This window comes from Streptomyces camelliae (genome assembly GCF_027625935.1).
Classification (GTDB): Bacteria; Actinomycetota; Actinomycetes; order Streptomycetales; family Streptomycetaceae; genus Streptomyces; species Streptomyces camelliae.
The window spans coordinates 6,807,052-6,822,704 of sequence record NZ_CP115300.1 but is presented as its reverse complement, the minus strand read 5'-3'; the positions used below and the strand labels follow the sequence as shown (position 1 = coordinate 6,822,704).

Genomic DNA, 15,653 nt, shown 5'->3' with positions numbered 1-15,653 from the left:
CGGCGTCGCGGGCCCTGGCACGCACATCTGCGGTGTTGTCGTCACTCGCCGGCTCCCCCACGCTCGGCTTCTCCCCCACGCTCGGCTTCTCCCCCACGCTCGGCTTCGCTCGCGCGGGAGGGACCCCCAGCGCGGGAGGGACCCCCATCGCGGGGGGACCCCCAGCGCGGGGGGACCCCATCGCGTCGCCCGCCGCGGCAGCGGCTGATGTCACGGCCTCCTCCGCCGTGCAGCTGCACGCACCAGACCCCGCTCGGGTCGGCCGGTCCGCACCGTTCGTCACGGCCGGCCTGATCCAAACAACACCCCCTAGTGCGCCGCCGACTCCCAGTCCTCGCCCGCGCCCACCGAGACGTCCAGGGGGGCCTTGAGGTGGACGGCGTTGGTCATTTCACGGCGGACGATCTCCTCCGTGGCCTGGCGCTCGCCGGGGGCGATCTCCAGGACGATTTCGTCGTGGACCTGCAGGAGCATGCGGGACTTCAGGTCGGCCGCGCGCAGCGCGCTGTCCACCTTGAGCATGGCGATCTTCACGATGTCCGCCGCCGTGCCCTGGATGGGCGCGTTGAGGGCCATGCGCTCGGCCGCCTCGCGGCGCTGGCGGTTGTCGCTGTTGAGGTCCGGGAGGTAGCGGCGGCGGCCGAAGAGGGTCGCGGTGTAGCCCGTCGCCCGTGCCTCGTCGACCGCGCGGCGCAGATAGTCCCGGACCCCGCCGAAGCGCTCGAAGTACGCGTCCATCAGGGCGCGCGCCTCTCCCGCGTCGATGTTCAGCTGCTGGGAGAGGCCGAAGGCGGACAGGCCGTAGGCCAGGCCGTACGACATGGCCTTGATCTTGCGGCGCATCTCGGCGTCCACGGCGGCGGGCTCGACACCGAACACCTGGGAGGCGGCCGTGGTGTGCAGGTCCTCGCCGGAGGTGAACGCCTCGATCAGGCCCTCGTCCTCGGAGAGGTGGGCCATCACGCGCAGCTCGATCTGGCTGTAGTCGGCGGTCATGAGCGACTCGAAGCCCTCGCCGACCACGAAGCCCCGGCGGATCGCCCGGCCCTCGTCGGTGCGCACCGGGATGTTCTGCAGGTTCGGGTCCGTGGAGGACAGGCGGCCGGTCGCGGCCACCGTCTGGTTGAAGGTGGTGTGGATACGGCCGTCGCCCGCGATCGTCTTGATCAGGCCCTCGACCGTGACGCGCAGCTTCGCCTGCTCGCGGTGGCGGAGCATGATGACCGGCAGTTCGTTGTCGGTCTGGGTGGCGAGCCAGGCCAGGGCGTCGGCGTCCGTGGTGTAGCCGGTCTTGGTCTTCTTGGTCCTGGGCAGGGCCAGCTCGCCGAAGAGGACCTCCTGGAGCTGCTTGGGCGAGCCCAGGTTGAACTCGTGGCCGGCGGCGGCGTGGGCCTCCTTCACGGCCTGCTGGACGGCGCCCGCGAAGGTCTGCTCCATCGTCTCCAGGTGCGCGCGGTCGGCGGCGATGCCGTGGCGCTCCATGCGGGCGAGCAGGGCGGAGGTGGGCAGCTCCATGTCGCGCAGCAGGTCGGCCGCGCCGACCTCCGCCAGGCGGGCCTCGAAGGCCTCGCCCAGGTCGAGGACCGCGCGGGCCTTGATCATCAGTGCTTCGGCCTCGGCGCCGTCGTCCGCGCCGAAGGCGAGCTGGCCGTCGGCCGCGGCGGCGGGGGCCAGCTCGCGGTGCAGGTACTCCAGGGACAGCGCGTCCAGGTCGAAGGAGCGGCGGCCCGGCTTGACCAGGTAGGCGGCGAGCGCGGTGTCCATCGTCACGCCCTCGACGCTCCAGCCGTGCTCGGCGAAGACGCGCATGGCGCCCTTGGCGTTGTGGAACACCTTGGGGCGGTCGGCGCCGGCCAGCCAGGCCGCGAACGCGTTCTCGTCGGCCTCGTCCAGCTCGGCCGGGTCGAACCAGGCGGCCGCTCCCCCGGGCGCGGCGAGGGCGACCTCGGCGACCGAGCCGGTGCCCAGCGCCCAGGTGTCGACCGTGGCGACGCCCAGGGGCCGGTCGGCGTGCTCGGTGAGCCAGGGGGCCAGCTCGCCGGTGCCCAGGACCGCCCCGTCGATCTCCACGCCCTCCGCCGCGACCGGGGTGGTCTCGGCCTCCTCGGAGCCGGGGTCGACGGCGTAGAGCCGCTCGCGCAGGGACGGGTTGCGGATCTCCAGGGTGTCCAGGACCATCGCGACGGCCTTGCGGTCGTACGGCGCGCGCTCCAGGTCGGCGACCGCCTTCGGCAGCTCGACCTCGCGCTCCAGCTCGGTCAGGACGCGGTTGAGCTTGACCGACTCCAGGTGGTCGCGGAGGTTCTGCCCGGCCTTGCCCTTGACCTCCTCGACGCGCTCGACCAGCTCGGCGAAGGAGCCGAACTGGTTGATCCACTTCGCGGCGGTCTTCTCGCCGACGCCGGGGATGCCGGGGAGGTTGTCGGACGGGTCGCCACGCAGGGCCGCGAAGTCCGGGTACTGGGCGGGGGTCAAGCCGTACTTCTCGAAAACCTTCTCCGGAGTGAACCGGGTCAGCTCCGAGACGCCCTTCGTCGGGTAGAGCACCGTGATGTTCTCGGTGACCAGCTGGAAGGAGTCGCGGTCGCCGGTGACGATCAGCACCTCGAAGCCCGCGGCCTCGGCCTGCGTGGCGAGGGTGGCGATGACGTCGTCCGCCTCGAAGCCCTCGACGGCGAAGCGCGGCGCGTGCATCGCGTCGAGCAGCTCGCCGATCAGCTCGACCTGGCCCTTGAACTCGTCCGGGGTCTTGGAGCGGTTCGCCTTGTACTCGGTGAAGCGCTCGGCGCGCCAGGTCTTGCGCGAGACGTCGAAGGCGACCGCGAAGTGCGTGGGCGCCTCGTCACGCAGGGTGTTGGCAAGCATCGACGCGAAGCCGTAGATCGCGTTCGTCGGCTGGCCGGTCGCGGTGGTGAAGTTCTCCGCGGGCAGCGCGAAGAACGCGCGGTAGGCCAGCGAGTGCCCGTCCATGAGCATCAGCCGGGGACGGGTGCCGCCGGGGGTCTTGTCGGTCTTCTTCGATGCTGTCTCTGCCACGCCCCCGATCCTGCCACGCCGCACTGACACTCCGATCCGGGTCGGCCGAGGGTCGTCGATCCGTTACTCACTGTGCGGGCGTCGGCCGTGGGGTGCTGTGTCACTGGCCCGTGGGAGGATCGTCGGCGTACATCTCACACGCAGTCGAAGGGGAGCGTGCGATGGCGACGAAGCCGCCCAAGGGTGATCCGGTTCAGGACGCGCCGCAGGTCGCGGAGCCGAAGCACGCGGCCGCGGGGCTGCCTGCCATCGGCCACACGCTGCGCATCGCCCAGCAGCAGATGGGTGTGCGGCGCACCATGCTGACGCTGCTGCAGGTGAACCAGAAGAAGGGGTTCGACTGCCCGGGCTGCGCCTGGCCGGAGCCCGACCACCGGCACACGTTCGAGTTCTGCGAGAACGGTGCGAAGGCGGTGGCCGAGGAGGCCACCTTGCGCCGGGTCACGCCGGAGTTCTTCGCCGCGCACCCCGTCGCCGATCTGGCCGGCCGCAGCGGCTACTGGCTGGGACAGCAGGGGCGGCTCACGCACCCCATGTATCTCCCCGAGGGCGGCACGCACTACGAGCCGGTCACCTGGGAGCGTGCCTTCGACATCGTCGCCGAGGAGATCGCCGCCCTCGGCTCCCCCGACGAGGCCGTCTTCTACACCTCGGGCCGCACCAGCAACGAGGCCGCGTTCCTGTACCAGCTCTTCGCGCGCGAGCTGGGCACGAACAACCTGCCGGACTGCTCCAACATGTGCCACGAGTCGTCCGGCTCGGCGCTCAGCGAGACCATCGGCATCGGCAAGGGCAGCGTCCTGCTGGAGGACCTCCACCAGGCCGACCTGATCATCGTCGCGGGCCAGAACCCCGGCACGAACCATCCCCGGATGCTCTCCGCGCTGGAGAAGGCCAAGGCGAACGGCGCGAAGATCATCAGCGTCAATCCGCTGCCCGAGGCCGGCCTGGGGCGGTTCAAGAACCCGCAGACCCCGCAGGGCCTGCTGGAGGGCGCCGCCCTCACCGACCTGTTCCTGCAGATCCGCATCGGCGGCGATCAGGCGCTCTTCCGGCTCCTCAACAAGCTCGTCCTGGAGACGGACGGCGCGGTCGACGAGGAGTTCGTCCGCGAGCACACGCACGGCTTCGAGGAGTTCGCCGAGGCCGCCCGCGCCGCCGACTGGGACGAGACCCTCAGGGCGACCGGCCTCACGCGCGCGGAGATCGAGCAGGCGCTCGGCATGGCGCTCGCCTCGCAGCGCACGATCGTCTGCTGGGCCATGGGCCTGACCCAGCACAAGCACGCGGTGCCGACCATCCGCGAGGTGGTCAACTTTCTGCTGCTGCGCGGCAACATCGGCCGTCCGGGCGCGGGCGTGTGCCCGGTGCGCGGCCACTCCAACGTGCAGGGCGACCGCACGATGGGCATCTTCGAGCGGCCGGCCCCGGCCTTCCTGGACGCGCTGGAGAAGGAGTTCGGCTTCGCGCCGCCGCGCGCGCACGGCTTCGACGTCGTACGGGCCATCCGCGCGCTGCGCGACGGAGAGGCGAAGGTGTTCTTCGCCATGGGCGGCAACTTCGTCTCCGCCTCCCCCGACACCGAGGTCACCGAGGCCGCGATGCGGCGCGCGCGGCTGACCGTGCACGTGTCGACCAAGCTCAACCGCTCGCACGTGGTCACCGGCGCGCGGGCGCTGATCCTGCCCACGCTGGGCCGCACCGAGCGGGATCTCCAGGCCGGCGGCGAGCAGTTCGTGACCGTCGAGGACTCGATGGGCATGGTGCACGCCTCGCGCGGGCGGCTCGCGCCCGCGAGCCCGCGGCTGCGCTCCGAGCCCGCGATCATCTGCGGCCTCGCGCGCCGGGTGCTGGGCGAGGACAGCGTCGTGCCGTGGGAGGAGTTCGAGAAGGACTACGCGACGATCCGTGACCGCATCGCGCGCGTGGTCCCCGGTTTCCAGGACTTCAACGCGCGCGTGGCCCGCCCCGGAGGGTTCGCGCTGCCGCACGCCCCGCGCGACGAGCGCCGTTTCCCGACGGCCACGGGCAAGGCGAACTTCACGGCGGCGCCGGTGGAGTATCCCGAACTGCCCGAGGGCCGGCTGCTGCTGCAGACCCTGCGCTCGCACGACCAGTACAACACCACGATCTACGGCCTCGACGACCGCTACCGGGGCATCACGGGCGGCCGCCGGGTGGTGCTGGTGCATCCCGAGGACGCCCGGACGCTCGGGTTCGCCGAGGGGTCGTACGTCGACCTGGTCAGTGAGTGGAAGGACGGCGTGGAGCGGCGCGCGCCCGGCTTCCGTGTCGTGCACTATCCGACGACCCGGGGCTGCGCGGCGGCCTACTACCCCGAGACGAACGTCCTGGTCCCGCTGGACGCCACCGCCGACACCAGCAACACCCCGGCCAGCAAGTCCGTCGTCGTACGTCTCGAAGATCACACCGGGAGCACGGTGGGCCGTCTGGAACAATCGGCGACCGACTGAGCGTTTGCTCAGCGAGCAGACAGCGCGAGCAGGCAGCTGTGAGCGGACAGCTGGACGACGAACGGAGCCGGGCCCATGGGTGAGCAGCAGCACGTGAAGTTCCCGCAGGAGGTCATCGACGAGTACGCGGCGCTCGGTGTCGATCTGCCCGCCCTGTTCTCGGCCGGACACCTGGGCACGCGGATGGGCGTGCAGATCCTGGAGGCGTCGGCGGACAAGGTCGTCGGGACCATGCCGGTGGAGGGCAACACCCAGCCGTACGGGCTGCTGCACGGCGGCGCCTCCGCGGTGCTGGCGGAGACGCTGGGCTCGGTCGGCTCCATGCTGCACGGCGGCAGCTCGAAGATAGCGGTGGGCGTGGACCTGAACTGCACGCATCACCGCGGGGTCCGCTCGGGCCTGGTGACGGGTGTGGCCACGCCCGTGCACCGGGGCCGCTCGACGGCGACGTACGAGATCGTGATCAGCGACGAGGAGGGCCGCCGGGTGTGCAGCGCCCGGCTGACCTGCCTGCTGCGGGACGTGCGCACGGGCGACGAGGCGCACGCCCGGCCCGCCGCCGACTGATCCGCGCGCTCCGGGCCGTTGCTCCCCGCCGCCTTGCCCCTTAGCTTCGGACCATGGGACGGCGAGGGGAGCCCCGGCCGGGGGTGAGGTTCCTGGTGCTCGGGCTGGCGCTGCCCGCGCTCCTGCTCACACCGTCCTGCGCCCGGCCCGCCGACACAGGGCACCCCTCCCCCAACCCCACCTCCGCCTCCACCTCCGCCTCCGCCGCCGACCTGTGCACCCGCCTCGTCTCCCACTGGTCGCGCGAGGTGCTCGACGGCACCACCTACGGCGACTACCAGTCGATGGGCCTGTCCACCGGCCAGTTCGAGATCCTGCGCACCGTCGTGGACGCGGCACGCGTCGTACAGCGGCGCCAAGGCACGTCCGCCGCAGACGAGTTGATCGGCCGTCAGGCGCGCCAGGCCTGCGCCGAGCGCTACCGGCACGGGACCCCGAGCGGAGGCTCCTGGCAGTGAGCGGCATCGGCCCCCTGGAGCCCGGCGAGGGCACGCGCGCGTGGGACACCGGAGAGCAGCCTGAAGCAACTCCGAATCACCTACGCCGAGTTCGCAGCGCGTTCGCCGTCCGGTACGCCCGTCACCGGCGCGCCACGCTCGCCCTCGCCGCCGCTGCCGTACTCCTGGGCGGTGGCGGCTATCTCTACGCCACCCGGCCACAGCGACCGGCACAGCCCCCGCCGCCGCCAACACCCTTCCCGGCACAGACGGTTGAGGTGGTGTACGCGGGCGGGCTGCCCACCCCGGCCGGCGCTCCACCCCGGAGCTTCAGCTTCGCCGTGCTACTGAGCGTGGAGTCCGGGCCGCCGGTCACCGTGACCCGGGTGACCCAGCCGTACGCGGGACTGTCGCTGGTGACAGACCCGCGGACCCCTTTCCGGACAGCGGAGGGATCCGCCCGCAAGATCACCATAACCATGCACGTGACGGAATGCGGAAAAGTGCCTAAGGACGCCGGACTCCCTTTCCTGGATGTAACTCTGCGTAATACGCGCGCAATGCAGATTCAAAGCTTCATCCTCGGTACGCGCTACGCGCAACACCTCTCCCAGGCTCTGAAAGAGGCCTGCGGCAACAAGATCACGTCATCACCAAAACCCGCGAGACACCTGAATTGATCATGGAGGATCCTGCGGGTTCTCATCATGCGGACAGGGCGAATCGGCCGTAATTCCGCCCTTTCCCCCAGGGCGTACCGCTCTGCATTACGTCGTGTCATAACAAGAGAGTCACAGCCTTGGTCAGACTCTCCTCCACGTTCCCTGCACACGCTTAGAGTCACGGCCAGTCACCGCGCCGACCGATTGCTCTGCGACCCGTCTTTTTTGGGCTTGTCGCTTCGGGCCGGCGCGCGGCTCGGCCGTTTCCAGGGGGAGACGGTCGTCCAGGGGAAAGGACTGATCGTGCGTCAACGTTCGCTCATCGCCATCACCGCCGCGCTGGCAGCGGGAGCACTCACCCTCACCGCCTGCGGCTCGCGCGACAGCGGCGGCGACAAGGGTTCCGACTCCGGAAAGGGCGGCGGCACCACCGTCACCATCGGCATCGACGCCCCGCTGACCGGCGACCTGTCCGCGCTCGGCCTGGGCATCAAGAACTCCGTGGACCTCGCGGTCAACACGGCCAACAAGCAGAACCTGGTCAAGGGCGTCACCTTCAAGATGGTGGCCAAGGACGACCAGGCGCAGCCCTCCTCCGGCCAGCAGAACGCCTCCGCGTTCGTGTCCGACTCCTCCGTCCTCGGTGTCGTCGGCCCGCTGAACTCGTCGGTCGCGCAGTCGATGCAGAAGGTCTTCGACGACGCCAAACTGGTGGAGGTCTCGCCCGCCAACACCAACCCCGCGCTGACGCAGGGCACCGACTGGCAGAAGACCAAGTCGCGCCCGTACAAGTCGTACTTCCGCACCGCGACCACGGACGCCATCCAGGGCCCGTTCGCCGCGCAGTACGTCTTCAACAAGGCCAAGAAGACCAAGGTCTTCGTCATCGACGACAAGAAGACCTACGGCGCCGGTCTCGCCGCGACCTTCACCAGCGAGTTCACGAAACTCGGCGGCAAGGTGGTCGGCACCGAGCACATCAACCCCGACACCAAGGACTTCTCCGCGGTCGCCACCAAGGTGAAGAACTCCGGTGCCGAGGTGGTCTACTACGGCGGCGAGTACCCGCAGGCCGGCCCGCTCAGCAAGCAGATCAAGGCCGCCGGTGCCAACATCCCGCTGATCGGCGGCGACGGCGTCTACGACCCGACCTACATCAAGCTGGCCGGCTCCTCCGCCACCGGCGACCTCGCCACCTCGGTCGGCGCGCCGGTCGAGACGCTGGCCTCCGCCAAGGAGTTCGTCGCCAACTACAAGGCGGGGGGCTACAAGGAGGACTACGCGGCCTACGGCGGTTACTCCTACGACTCGGCCTGGGCGATCATCGAGGCCGTGAAGAAGGTCGTCGACGACAACGGCGGCAAGCTGCCGTCCGACGCCCGCGCGAAGGTGACGGCCGCGGTGCAGAACGTGTCCTTCGACGGTGTGACCGGCAAGGTCTCCTTCGACGAGTACGGTGACGCGACGAACAAGCAGCTCACCGTCTACTCCGTGACGGGCGGAGCCTGGAAGGCCGTGGAGTCCGGCACCTACGCCGGCGGCTGACCCCACTCCCGCACCAGCCGAGCCGCGGGGGGCGCTGTTCCAGGGCGCCCCGCGCGGACTCGCATCCGGCCCCATCCGTCGCACTTTCCGTACGTCTCGGAGGACATGCGGTGAACGAACTGCCGCAGCAGCTGGTCAACGGCCTGCTCCTAGGATCCATGTACGGGCTGGTCGCCATCGGCTACACAATGGTCTACGGCATTGTCCAGCTCATCAACTTCGCCCACGGCGAGATCTTCATGACCGGCGCGTTCGGCGCGCTCACGGTCTACGCGTACATCCTTCCCGACGGCACCTCGATGTGGGTGGCGCTGCCGCTGATGCTGATCGGCGCGATCGTCGTCGCCGTCACGGTCGCCGTCGGGGCGGAACGGTTCGCCTACCGTCCGCTGCGCACCGCACCCCGGCTCGCGCCCCTCATCACGGCCATCGGTCTGTCGCTGGCGCTGCAGCAGGCGGTGTGGGCCTGGTACCCCGAGGCGAAGTCCGCCCGTACCTTCCCGACCATTCCGGGCGGCCCCTTCACCATCGGCAACGTCACCATCCAGACGGGTGACATCTTCCTGGTGGTCGCGGCCCCGCTCAGCATGGCCTTTCTCGCCTACTTCGTGATGCGCACCCGCACCGGCCGCGGCATGCAGGCCACCGCCCAGGATCCGGACACCGCGAAGCTGATGGGCGTCAACACCGACCGCATCATCGTGATCGCGTTCGCCCTCGGTGCCGCGTTCGCCGCCGTGGGAGGGGTCGCCTACGGCCTGAAGTACGGTCAGATCGACTTCAAGATGGGCTTCCTGCTCGGCCTGAAGGCCTTCACCGCGGCCGTCCTCGGCGGCATCGGCAACATCTACGGCGCCATGCTCGGCGGCCTCGTCCTCGGTGTGGCCGAGGCGCTGTCCACCGCCTACATCGCGGACATCCCCGGCATGGACAAGTTCGGCAGCCAGTCCTGGGCAGACGTCTGGGCCTTCATCCTCCTCATCCTCGTACTGCTGTTCAGGCCACAGGGCCTGCTCGGCGAGCGCGTCGCGGACAGGGCGTGACAGCGATGACCACACAGACCACACCGTCCGAGTCCCCCAAGTCCCCCGAGACCCCGGAGACTTCGAGCACCCTGGCGGCTGCCCCGGCCGGCCTGATCCCGCTGCCGGCCCCGCTCGGCCGAGCCCTCGCCACCGGCGGCGGCGCCCTCGCGATCGTCTCCACGTTCATGTCCTGGACCTGGACCACCGACTTCCCCGGCGACCTCACCGTCTACGGCTACCCGGGCGGACTGCAGGTCCTCGTGCTGATCGGCGGCATCCTCACCGTCCTGTTCGGCCTCGCCTCCTACGGCGTCAAGGGCCTCGACCGGCTGACGCCGGGCAGCGCCGACGCCGCCCTGAAGATGGCCGCGCTCGCCGCCTTCGGCACCGCCTGGTACACCGTCATCGCCATCAGCGTGGAGCTCGGCGGCCTGGTGAACCTGGACCCCGGCGGCTTCGTCGTCGCGGTCGCCACGCTGCTCGCCCTGCTCGGCGCGCTGGCCCAGCCGTTCACGCGGCCGGAGCCGGACCCGGTCGACCCGGACGACGCCGGCTGGGAGCTGTTCAAGCACAACGCCCGGCAGAACTGGAACACGTTCCGCGCGGCCTTCGCCTCCGAGACCCCGGCTCCGGCCCGCCCGCTGCCGTCCTGGGCCGAGATCCTCGTCATCGTCGCCGTCATGGCCGTGGGTCTGATCGTCTTCAGCTACGGCGTCGGCACGCCGTACGACGAACTGTTCGTCGGCTTCCTGATCACCGCCGGCTTCGGTTTCGCCGCGGCCGCCAAGGCCGGGCTCGTGGCGCGTGTCTCGGCGCTCACCGCGAAGCACCGGAACATCACCATGACCGGCGCCTTCGTCGCGGCCGCGGCCTTCCCGTTCACCCAGACCAACGACCAGTACGCGACGATCGGCGTCTACATCCTGATCTTCGCGACCGTCGCCCTCGGCCTGAACATCGTCGTCGGCCTCGCCGGCCTGCTCGACCTCGGTTACGTCGCCTTCCTCGGCGTCGGCGCCTACACCGCGGCCCTGGTCTCCGGCTCGCCGTCCTCGCCGCTGCACGTGCACTGGCCGTTCTGGGCCTCGGCGCTGCTCGGCGCGGTGGTCGCCATGATCTTCGGCGTGATCATCGGCGCCCCGACCCTGCGGCTGCGCGGCGACTACCTGGCCATCGTGACCCTCGGCTTCGGTGAGATCTTCCGGATCACCGTGCTCAACATGGACGGCACCTCGGGCCCGGACGTCACCAACGGCTCCAACGGCATCTCCTCGATCCCGAACCTGAACATCCTCGGCTTCGACTTCGGCGCGCAGCACCAGATCCTCGGCACCACCATCGGCCGGTTCGCCAACTACCTGCTGCTGATGCTGATCATCACGCTCATCGTGGTCGTCGTGTTCCGGCGCAGCAGCGAGTCCCGCATCGGCCGCGCCTGGGTCGCCATCCGCGAGGACGAGACCGCCGCGCTCGCCATGGGCATCAACGGCTTCCGGGTCAAGCTCATCGCCTTCGCCCTGGGCGCCTGCCTCGCCGGTCTGTCCGGCTCCGTCCAGGCCCACGTCACCTACACGGTGACCCCGGAGCAGTACCAGTTCGCCTACGCCGTACCGCCCAACTCGGCCTTCCTGCTGGCCGCGGTGGTCCTCGGCGGCATGGGCACCATCTCCGGTCCGCTGGTCGGCGCGTCCCTGCTGTACCTGATCCCGGCCAAGCTCCAGTTCCTGGGCGACTACCAGCTCTTCGCCTTCGGCGTCACCCTCATCCTGCTGATGCGCTTCCGCCCGGAGGGCCTCATCCCCAACCGGCGCCGTCAGCTCGAATTCCACGAGGACACCGAAGCTCCCGCCGTCCTCAGCAAGGCAGGGGTCTGACCACGATGACCACCGACACCACCACCCAGGACACCGCCCCCGGCGCCGCCGCCTCCGGCGAGACCGTCCTCGACGCCCGCGGCGTGACCATGCGCTTCGGCGGTCTGACGGCCGTACGGGGTGTGGACCTGACCGTCAACAGCGGCGAGATCGTCGGCCTGATCGGCCCCAACGGCGCCGGCAAGACGACCTTCTTCAACTGCCTGACCGGCCTGTACGTCCCCACCGAGGGCGAGGTCCGCTACAAGGGCCAGGTGCTGCCGCCGAAGTCCTTCAAGGTCACAGCGGCCGGCATCGCCCGCACCTTCCAGAACATCCGGCTGTTCGCGAACATGACGGTCCTGGAGAACGTCCTCGTCGGCCGGCACACCCGCACCAAGGAGGGCCTGTGGTCGGCGCTGCTGCGCGGCCCGGGCTTCCACCGCGCCGAGGCCGCCTCCCGCGCACGGGCCATGGAGCTGCTGCAGTTCGTGGGCCTGGAGCACAAGGCCGAGCACCTCGCCCGCAACCTCCCCTACGGTGAGCAGCGCAAGCTGGAGATCGCCCGCGCGCTCGCCAGCGAGCCCGGACTGCTGCTGCTCGACGAGCCGACGGCCGGCATGAACCCGCAGGAGACCCGGGCCACCGAGGAACTGGTCTTCGCCATCCGGGACAAGGGCATCGCCGTCCTCGTCATCGAGCACGACATGCGGTTCATCTTCAACCTCTGCGACCGGGTGGCCGTTCTGGTGCAGGGCGAGAAGCTGATCGAGGGCGACAGCGCGACCGTCCAGGGCGACGAGCGGGTGATCGCGGCCTACCTCGGCGAGCCCTTCGAGAACGCGCCCGGTGACGAAGAGGTGGCCGAGGTCGAGGCCGCCGAGGCACACGCCGAGGCCACCACGGATGCCGCGTCCGGCAAGGAGAACGACCGATGACCGCACTGCTCGAAGTCGAGGACCTCAGGGTCGCCTACGGCAAGATCGAAGCCGTCAAGGGCATCTCCTTCACGGTCGAGGCCGGTCAGGTGGTCACCCTCATCGGCACCAACGGCGCCGGCAAGACCACGACGCTGCGCACGCTGTCCGGTCTGCTGAAGCCGGTCGGCGGGCAGATCCGGTTCAACGGCAGGTCGCTGAAGAAGGTCCCGGCCCACCAGATCGTCTCCCTCGGCCTCGCCCACTCCCCCGAGGGGCGGCACATCTTCCCGCGCATGACCATCGAGGACAATCTGCGCCTCGGCGCGTTCCTGCGCAGCGACAAGGCGGGCATCGAGAGGGACATCCAGCGCGCCTACGAGCTCTTCCCCATCCTCGGGGAGCGCAGGAAGCAGGCCGCGGGCACCCTCTCCGGCGGTGAGCAGCAGATGCTGGCGATGGGCAGGGCGCTGATGTCCCAGCCGAAGCTGCTGATGCTGGACGAGCCGTCGATGGGTCTGTCGCCGATCATGATGCAGAAGATCATGGCGACCATCGCCGAGCTGAAGGCCCAGGGCACGACGATCCTGCTGGTCGAGCAGAACGCCCAGGCAGCCCTGTCGCTGGCCGACCAGGGGCATGTGATGGAGGTCGGGACGATCGTCCTGTCGGGCACCGGGCAGGACCTGCTGCACGACGAGTCGGTGCGGAAGGCGTATCTCGGCGAGGACTGATCGTCGTGCACGACGAGGCCCGCACCCCGAAGGAGGGGGCGCGGGCCTCGTGGTGCGAGAGGGGGCTCAGCCCTTCTTGCTCGCCTTCTTCTCCTCGCTGTCCGCGATGACGGCCTCGGCGACCTGCTGCATCGACATGCGGCGGTCCATGGACGTCTTCTGGATCCAGCGGAACGCGGCCGGCTCGGTCAGGCCGTACTCGGTCTGGAGGATGGACTTCGCGCGGTCGACCAGCTTGCGGGTCTCCAGGCGCTGGGTGAGGTCGGCGACCTCCTTCTCCAGCTGCTTCAGCTCGGTGAAGCGGGAGACGGCCATCTCGATCGCCGGGACGACGTCGCTCTTGCTGAACGGCTTCACCAGGTACGCCATCGCACCGGCGTCCCGGGCGCGCTCCACGAGGTCGCGCTGGGAGAAGGCGGTGAGCATCAGGACCGGCGCGATGGACTCCTCGGCGATCTTCTCGGCCGCGGAGATGCCGTCCAGCTTGGGCATCTTCACGTCCATGATGACCAGGTCCGGCTGATGCTCGCGGGCCAGTTCGACGGCCTGCTCGCCGTCCCCGGCCTCGCCGACGACCGTGTACCCCTCTTCCTCCAGCATCTCCTTCAGGTCGAGCCGGATCAGGGCCTCGTCCTCGGCGATGACGACACGGGTCGTCAGCGGAGGCACGTGCGACTTGCCGTCGTCGGGCGCGTCTACGGGCTGGGGCGACTCGGCGGTCACAGGGGCTCCTCGTTCAGGGCAGGGGTACTGCTGACAAGAGCCTACCTAGCTACGGTATGGTGGACGCGCGGAGGGTCGGGGGAAACCTTGGATTCTGCGAGCCCCGGTAGCCCAATTGGCAGCAGGCAACGGATTCAAAACCCGTACAGTGTCGGTTCGAGTCCGACCCGGGGCACTTTTCCTTGGATTCCAAGGTCGGCAATCGGCAAGGCCCCTCCGGTAAGAGGGGCCTTTTCTCATCCCCTGGGACTGTCGTCCTCGCCGATGTGGTGGACCCGGACCATGTTGGTCGCGCCGGAGACCCCGGGCGGGGAGCCGGCTGTGATCACCACGATGTCACCCTTCCGGCAGCGGCCGTATTTCAGCAGCAGCTCGTCCACCTGGTCGACCATGGCGTCGGTGGAGTCGACGTGCGGGCCGAGGAAGGTCTCCGCGCCCCAGGTGAGGCTGAGCTGGGAGCGGGTGGCCGGTTCCGGGGTGAAGGCCAGCAGGGGGATCGGGGAGCGGTAGCGCGACAGCCGGCGCGCCGTGTCTCCCGACTGGGTGAACGCCACCAGGAACTTCGCGCCCAGGAAGTCGCCCATCTCCGCCGCCGCGCGGGCGACCGCGCCGCCCTGGGTACGCGGTTTGCTGCTCTCGGTCAGCGGCGGCAGGCCCGCCGCGAGCATGTCGCGCTCGGCCGCCTCGACGATCTTCGCCATGGTGCGCACGGTCTCGATCGGGTACTTGCCGACACTGGTCTCGCCGGAGAGCATCACCGCGTCCGTGCCGTCGAGGACCGCGTTGGCCACGTCGGAGGCCTCGGCGCGGGTCGGGCGGGAGTTGTCGATCATCGAGTCGAGCATCTGGGTGGCGACGATGACCGGCTTGGCGTTGCGCCGGGCGAGCTTGACCGCGCGCTTCTGCACGATCGGCACCCGCTCCAGCGGCATCTCCACGCCCAGGTCGCCGCGGGCCACCATGATCCCGTCGAAGGCGGCCACGATGCCGTCGAGGTTCGCCACGGCCTGCGGCTTCTCGACCTTGGCGATCACCGGCAGCCGGCGGCCCTCCTCGGCCATGATCCGGTGCACGTCCTTGGCGTCGTCGCCGCTGCGCACGAAGGACAGGGCGATGACGTCGAAGCCGGTGCGCAGCGCCCAGCGCAGGTCGTCCTGGTCCTTCTCGGAGAGGGCGGGGACGGAGACGGCGACGCCGGGGAGGTTCAGGCCCTTGTGGTCGGAGACCATGCCGCCCTCGACCACCCGGGTGTGCACGCGGGGGCCGTCGACGGCGGTGACCTCCAGGCAGACCTTGCCGTCGTCCACGAGGACGCGCTCGCCGGGGGTGACGTCGTCGGCGAGGCCGGCGTAGGTGGTGCCGCACCGGTGGCGGTCGCCGGCGACACCCTCCTCGACGGTGATGGTGAACTCGTCGCCGCGTTCAAGGAGTACGGGTCCTTCGTCGAAGTGGCCGAGCCGGATCTTCGGGCCTTGAAGGTCGGCGAGAACGCCGACGCTGCGGCCGGTTTCGTCGGCCGCCTTTCGCACGCGTCGGTAGCGCTCCTCGTGCTCGGCGTGTGTGCCGTGGCTGAGGTTGAAGCGGGCGACGTCCATTCCGGCCTCGACCAGTGCCTTGATCTGGTCGTACGAGTCGGTGGCGGGCCCCAGAGTACAGACGATCTTTGCTCGGCGCATACGT

Annotated in this window: 12 protein-coding genes and 1 tRNA gene; 10 read left to right on the top strand and 3 right to left on the bottom strand. The window is 69.9% G+C overall.

Features of this window, described 5'->3' with window-relative positions:
- Positions 1-309: 309 nt before the first annotated feature.
- Positions 310-3,036 carry a DNA polymerase I gene (gene polA, locus O1G22_RS31285; protein WP_270084381.1) on the bottom strand — a complete coding sequence of 909 codons (2,727 nt, stop codon included), beginning with the start codon at positions 3,034-3,036 and terminating at the stop codon, positions 310-312.
- 161 nt (positions 3,037-3,197) lie between these two features.
- Here polA and O1G22_RS31280 point away from each other — a divergent pair, with 161 nt between their 5' ends.
- The 9 genes from O1G22_RS31280 to O1G22_RS31240 all read left to right on the top strand — a co-directional run bounded on the left by O1G22_RS31280 (position 3,198) and on the right by O1G22_RS31240 (position 13,250).
- The gene (locus O1G22_RS31280) at positions 3,198-5,510 is read left to right on the top strand and encodes an FdhF/YdeP family oxidoreductase (RefSeq protein WP_270084380.1); all 2,313 of its coding nucleotides are present in this window, start codon (positions 3,198-3,200) and stop codon (positions 5,508-5,510) included.
- Between the two features lie 75 nt (positions 5,511-5,585).
- Complete coding sequence (locus O1G22_RS31275) at positions 5,586-6,077, top strand: hotdog fold thioesterase (RefSeq protein ID WP_225096587.1); 492 nt, start codon at positions 5,586-5,588, stop codon at positions 6,075-6,077.
- A gap of 53 nt (positions 6,078-6,130) precedes the next feature.
- Complete coding sequence (locus O1G22_RS31270) at positions 6,131-6,535, top strand: hypothetical protein (protein ID WP_270084379.1); 405 nt, start codon at positions 6,131-6,133, stop codon at positions 6,533-6,535.
- Positions 6,532-7,194, top strand: coding sequence for a Tat pathway signal sequence domain protein (locus O1G22_RS31265; RefSeq protein WP_270084378.1), 663 nt, complete (start codon positions 6,532-6,534; stop codon positions 7,192-7,194). Before O1G22_RS31270 ends, O1G22_RS31265 begins: the two co-directional genes overlap by 4 nt.
- A 285-nt stretch (positions 7,195-7,479) precedes the next feature.
- Positions 7,480-8,721 (top strand): branched-chain amino acid ABC transporter substrate-binding protein, encoded by a 1,242-nt coding sequence (locus tag O1G22_RS31260; protein ID WP_270084377.1) that lies wholly within the window; start codon positions 7,480-7,482, stop codon positions 8,719-8,721.
- Positions 8,722-8,831: 110 nt separating this feature from the next.
- Positions 8,832-9,764 (top strand): branched-chain amino acid ABC transporter permease, encoded by a 933-nt coding sequence (locus O1G22_RS31255; protein WP_270084376.1) that lies wholly within the window; start codon positions 8,832-8,834, stop codon positions 9,762-9,764.
- Positions 9,765-9,769: 5 nt separating this feature from the next.
- Positions 9,770-11,620 (top strand): branched-chain amino acid ABC transporter permease, encoded by a 1,851-nt coding sequence (locus O1G22_RS31250; protein ID WP_270084375.1) that lies wholly within the window; start codon positions 9,770-9,772, stop codon positions 11,618-11,620.
- A gap of 5 nt (positions 11,621-11,625) precedes the next feature.
- Positions 11,626-12,537 carry an ABC transporter ATP-binding protein gene (locus O1G22_RS31245; protein WP_270084374.1) on the top strand — a complete coding sequence of 304 codons (912 nt, stop codon included), beginning with the start codon at positions 11,626-11,628 and terminating at the stop codon, positions 12,535-12,537.
- Positions 12,534-13,250: an ABC transporter ATP-binding protein gene (locus tag O1G22_RS31240; protein ID WP_270084373.1), complete on the top strand. Its 717-nt coding sequence runs from the start codon at positions 12,534-12,536 to the stop codon at positions 13,248-13,250. The genes O1G22_RS31245 and O1G22_RS31240 overlap by 4 nt, the downstream gene beginning before the upstream one ends.
- Before the next feature lie 66 nt (positions 13,251-13,316).
- On the opposite strand, the gene O1G22_RS31235 is transcribed toward O1G22_RS31240, so the two are convergent.
- Entirely contained in the window at positions 13,317-13,973 is a 657-nt protein-coding gene (locus O1G22_RS31235) for an ANTAR domain-containing response regulator (protein ID WP_270084372.1), read from the bottom strand.
- 100 nt (positions 13,974-14,073) lie between these two features.
- On the opposite strand from O1G22_RS31235, the gene O1G22_RS31230 reads away from it, so the two are divergent.
- Positions 14,074-14,148, top strand: a tRNA-Leu gene (locus O1G22_RS31230).
- A gap of 61 nt (positions 14,149-14,209) precedes the next feature.
- Here the strand turns inward: O1G22_RS31230 and pyk are convergent.
- On the bottom strand, positions 14,210-15,649 hold the full coding sequence (gene pyk / locus O1G22_RS31225) for a pyruvate kinase (RefSeq protein WP_270084371.1): 1,440 nt from the start codon (positions 15,647-15,649) through the stop codon (positions 14,210-14,212).
- Between the last annotated feature and the right edge of the window lie 4 nt (positions 15,650-15,653).

Excerpts from the sequence above, each read along its gene's own strand:
- O1G22_RS31280 (WP_270084380.1), top strand. The coding sequence starts at position 3,198 with ATGGCGACGAAGCCGCCCAAGGGTGATCCGGTTCAGGACGCGCCGCAG.
- O1G22_RS31275 (WP_225096587.1), top strand. The coding sequence starts at position 5,586 with ATGGGTGAGCAGCAGCACGTGAAGTTCCCGCAGGAGGTCATCGACGAG.
- O1G22_RS31270 (WP_270084379.1), top strand. The coding sequence starts at position 6,131 with ATGGGACGGCGAGGGGAGCCCCGGCCGGGGGTGAGGTTCCTGGTGCTC.
- O1G22_RS31250 (WP_270084375.1), top strand. The coding sequence starts at position 9,770 with ATGACCACACAGACCACACCGTCCGAGTCCCCCAAGTCCCCCGAGACC.
- O1G22_RS31245 (WP_270084374.1), top strand. The coding sequence starts at position 11,626 with ATGACCACCGACACCACCACCCAGGACACCGCCCCCGGCGCCGCCGCC.
- O1G22_RS31240 (WP_270084373.1), top strand. The coding sequence starts at position 12,534 with ATGACCGCACTGCTCGAAGTCGAGGACCTCAGGGTCGCCTACGGCAAG.
- pyk (WP_270084371.1), bottom strand. The coding sequence starts at position 15,649 with ATGCGCCGAGCAAAGATCGTCTGTACTCTGGGGCCCGCCACCGACTCG.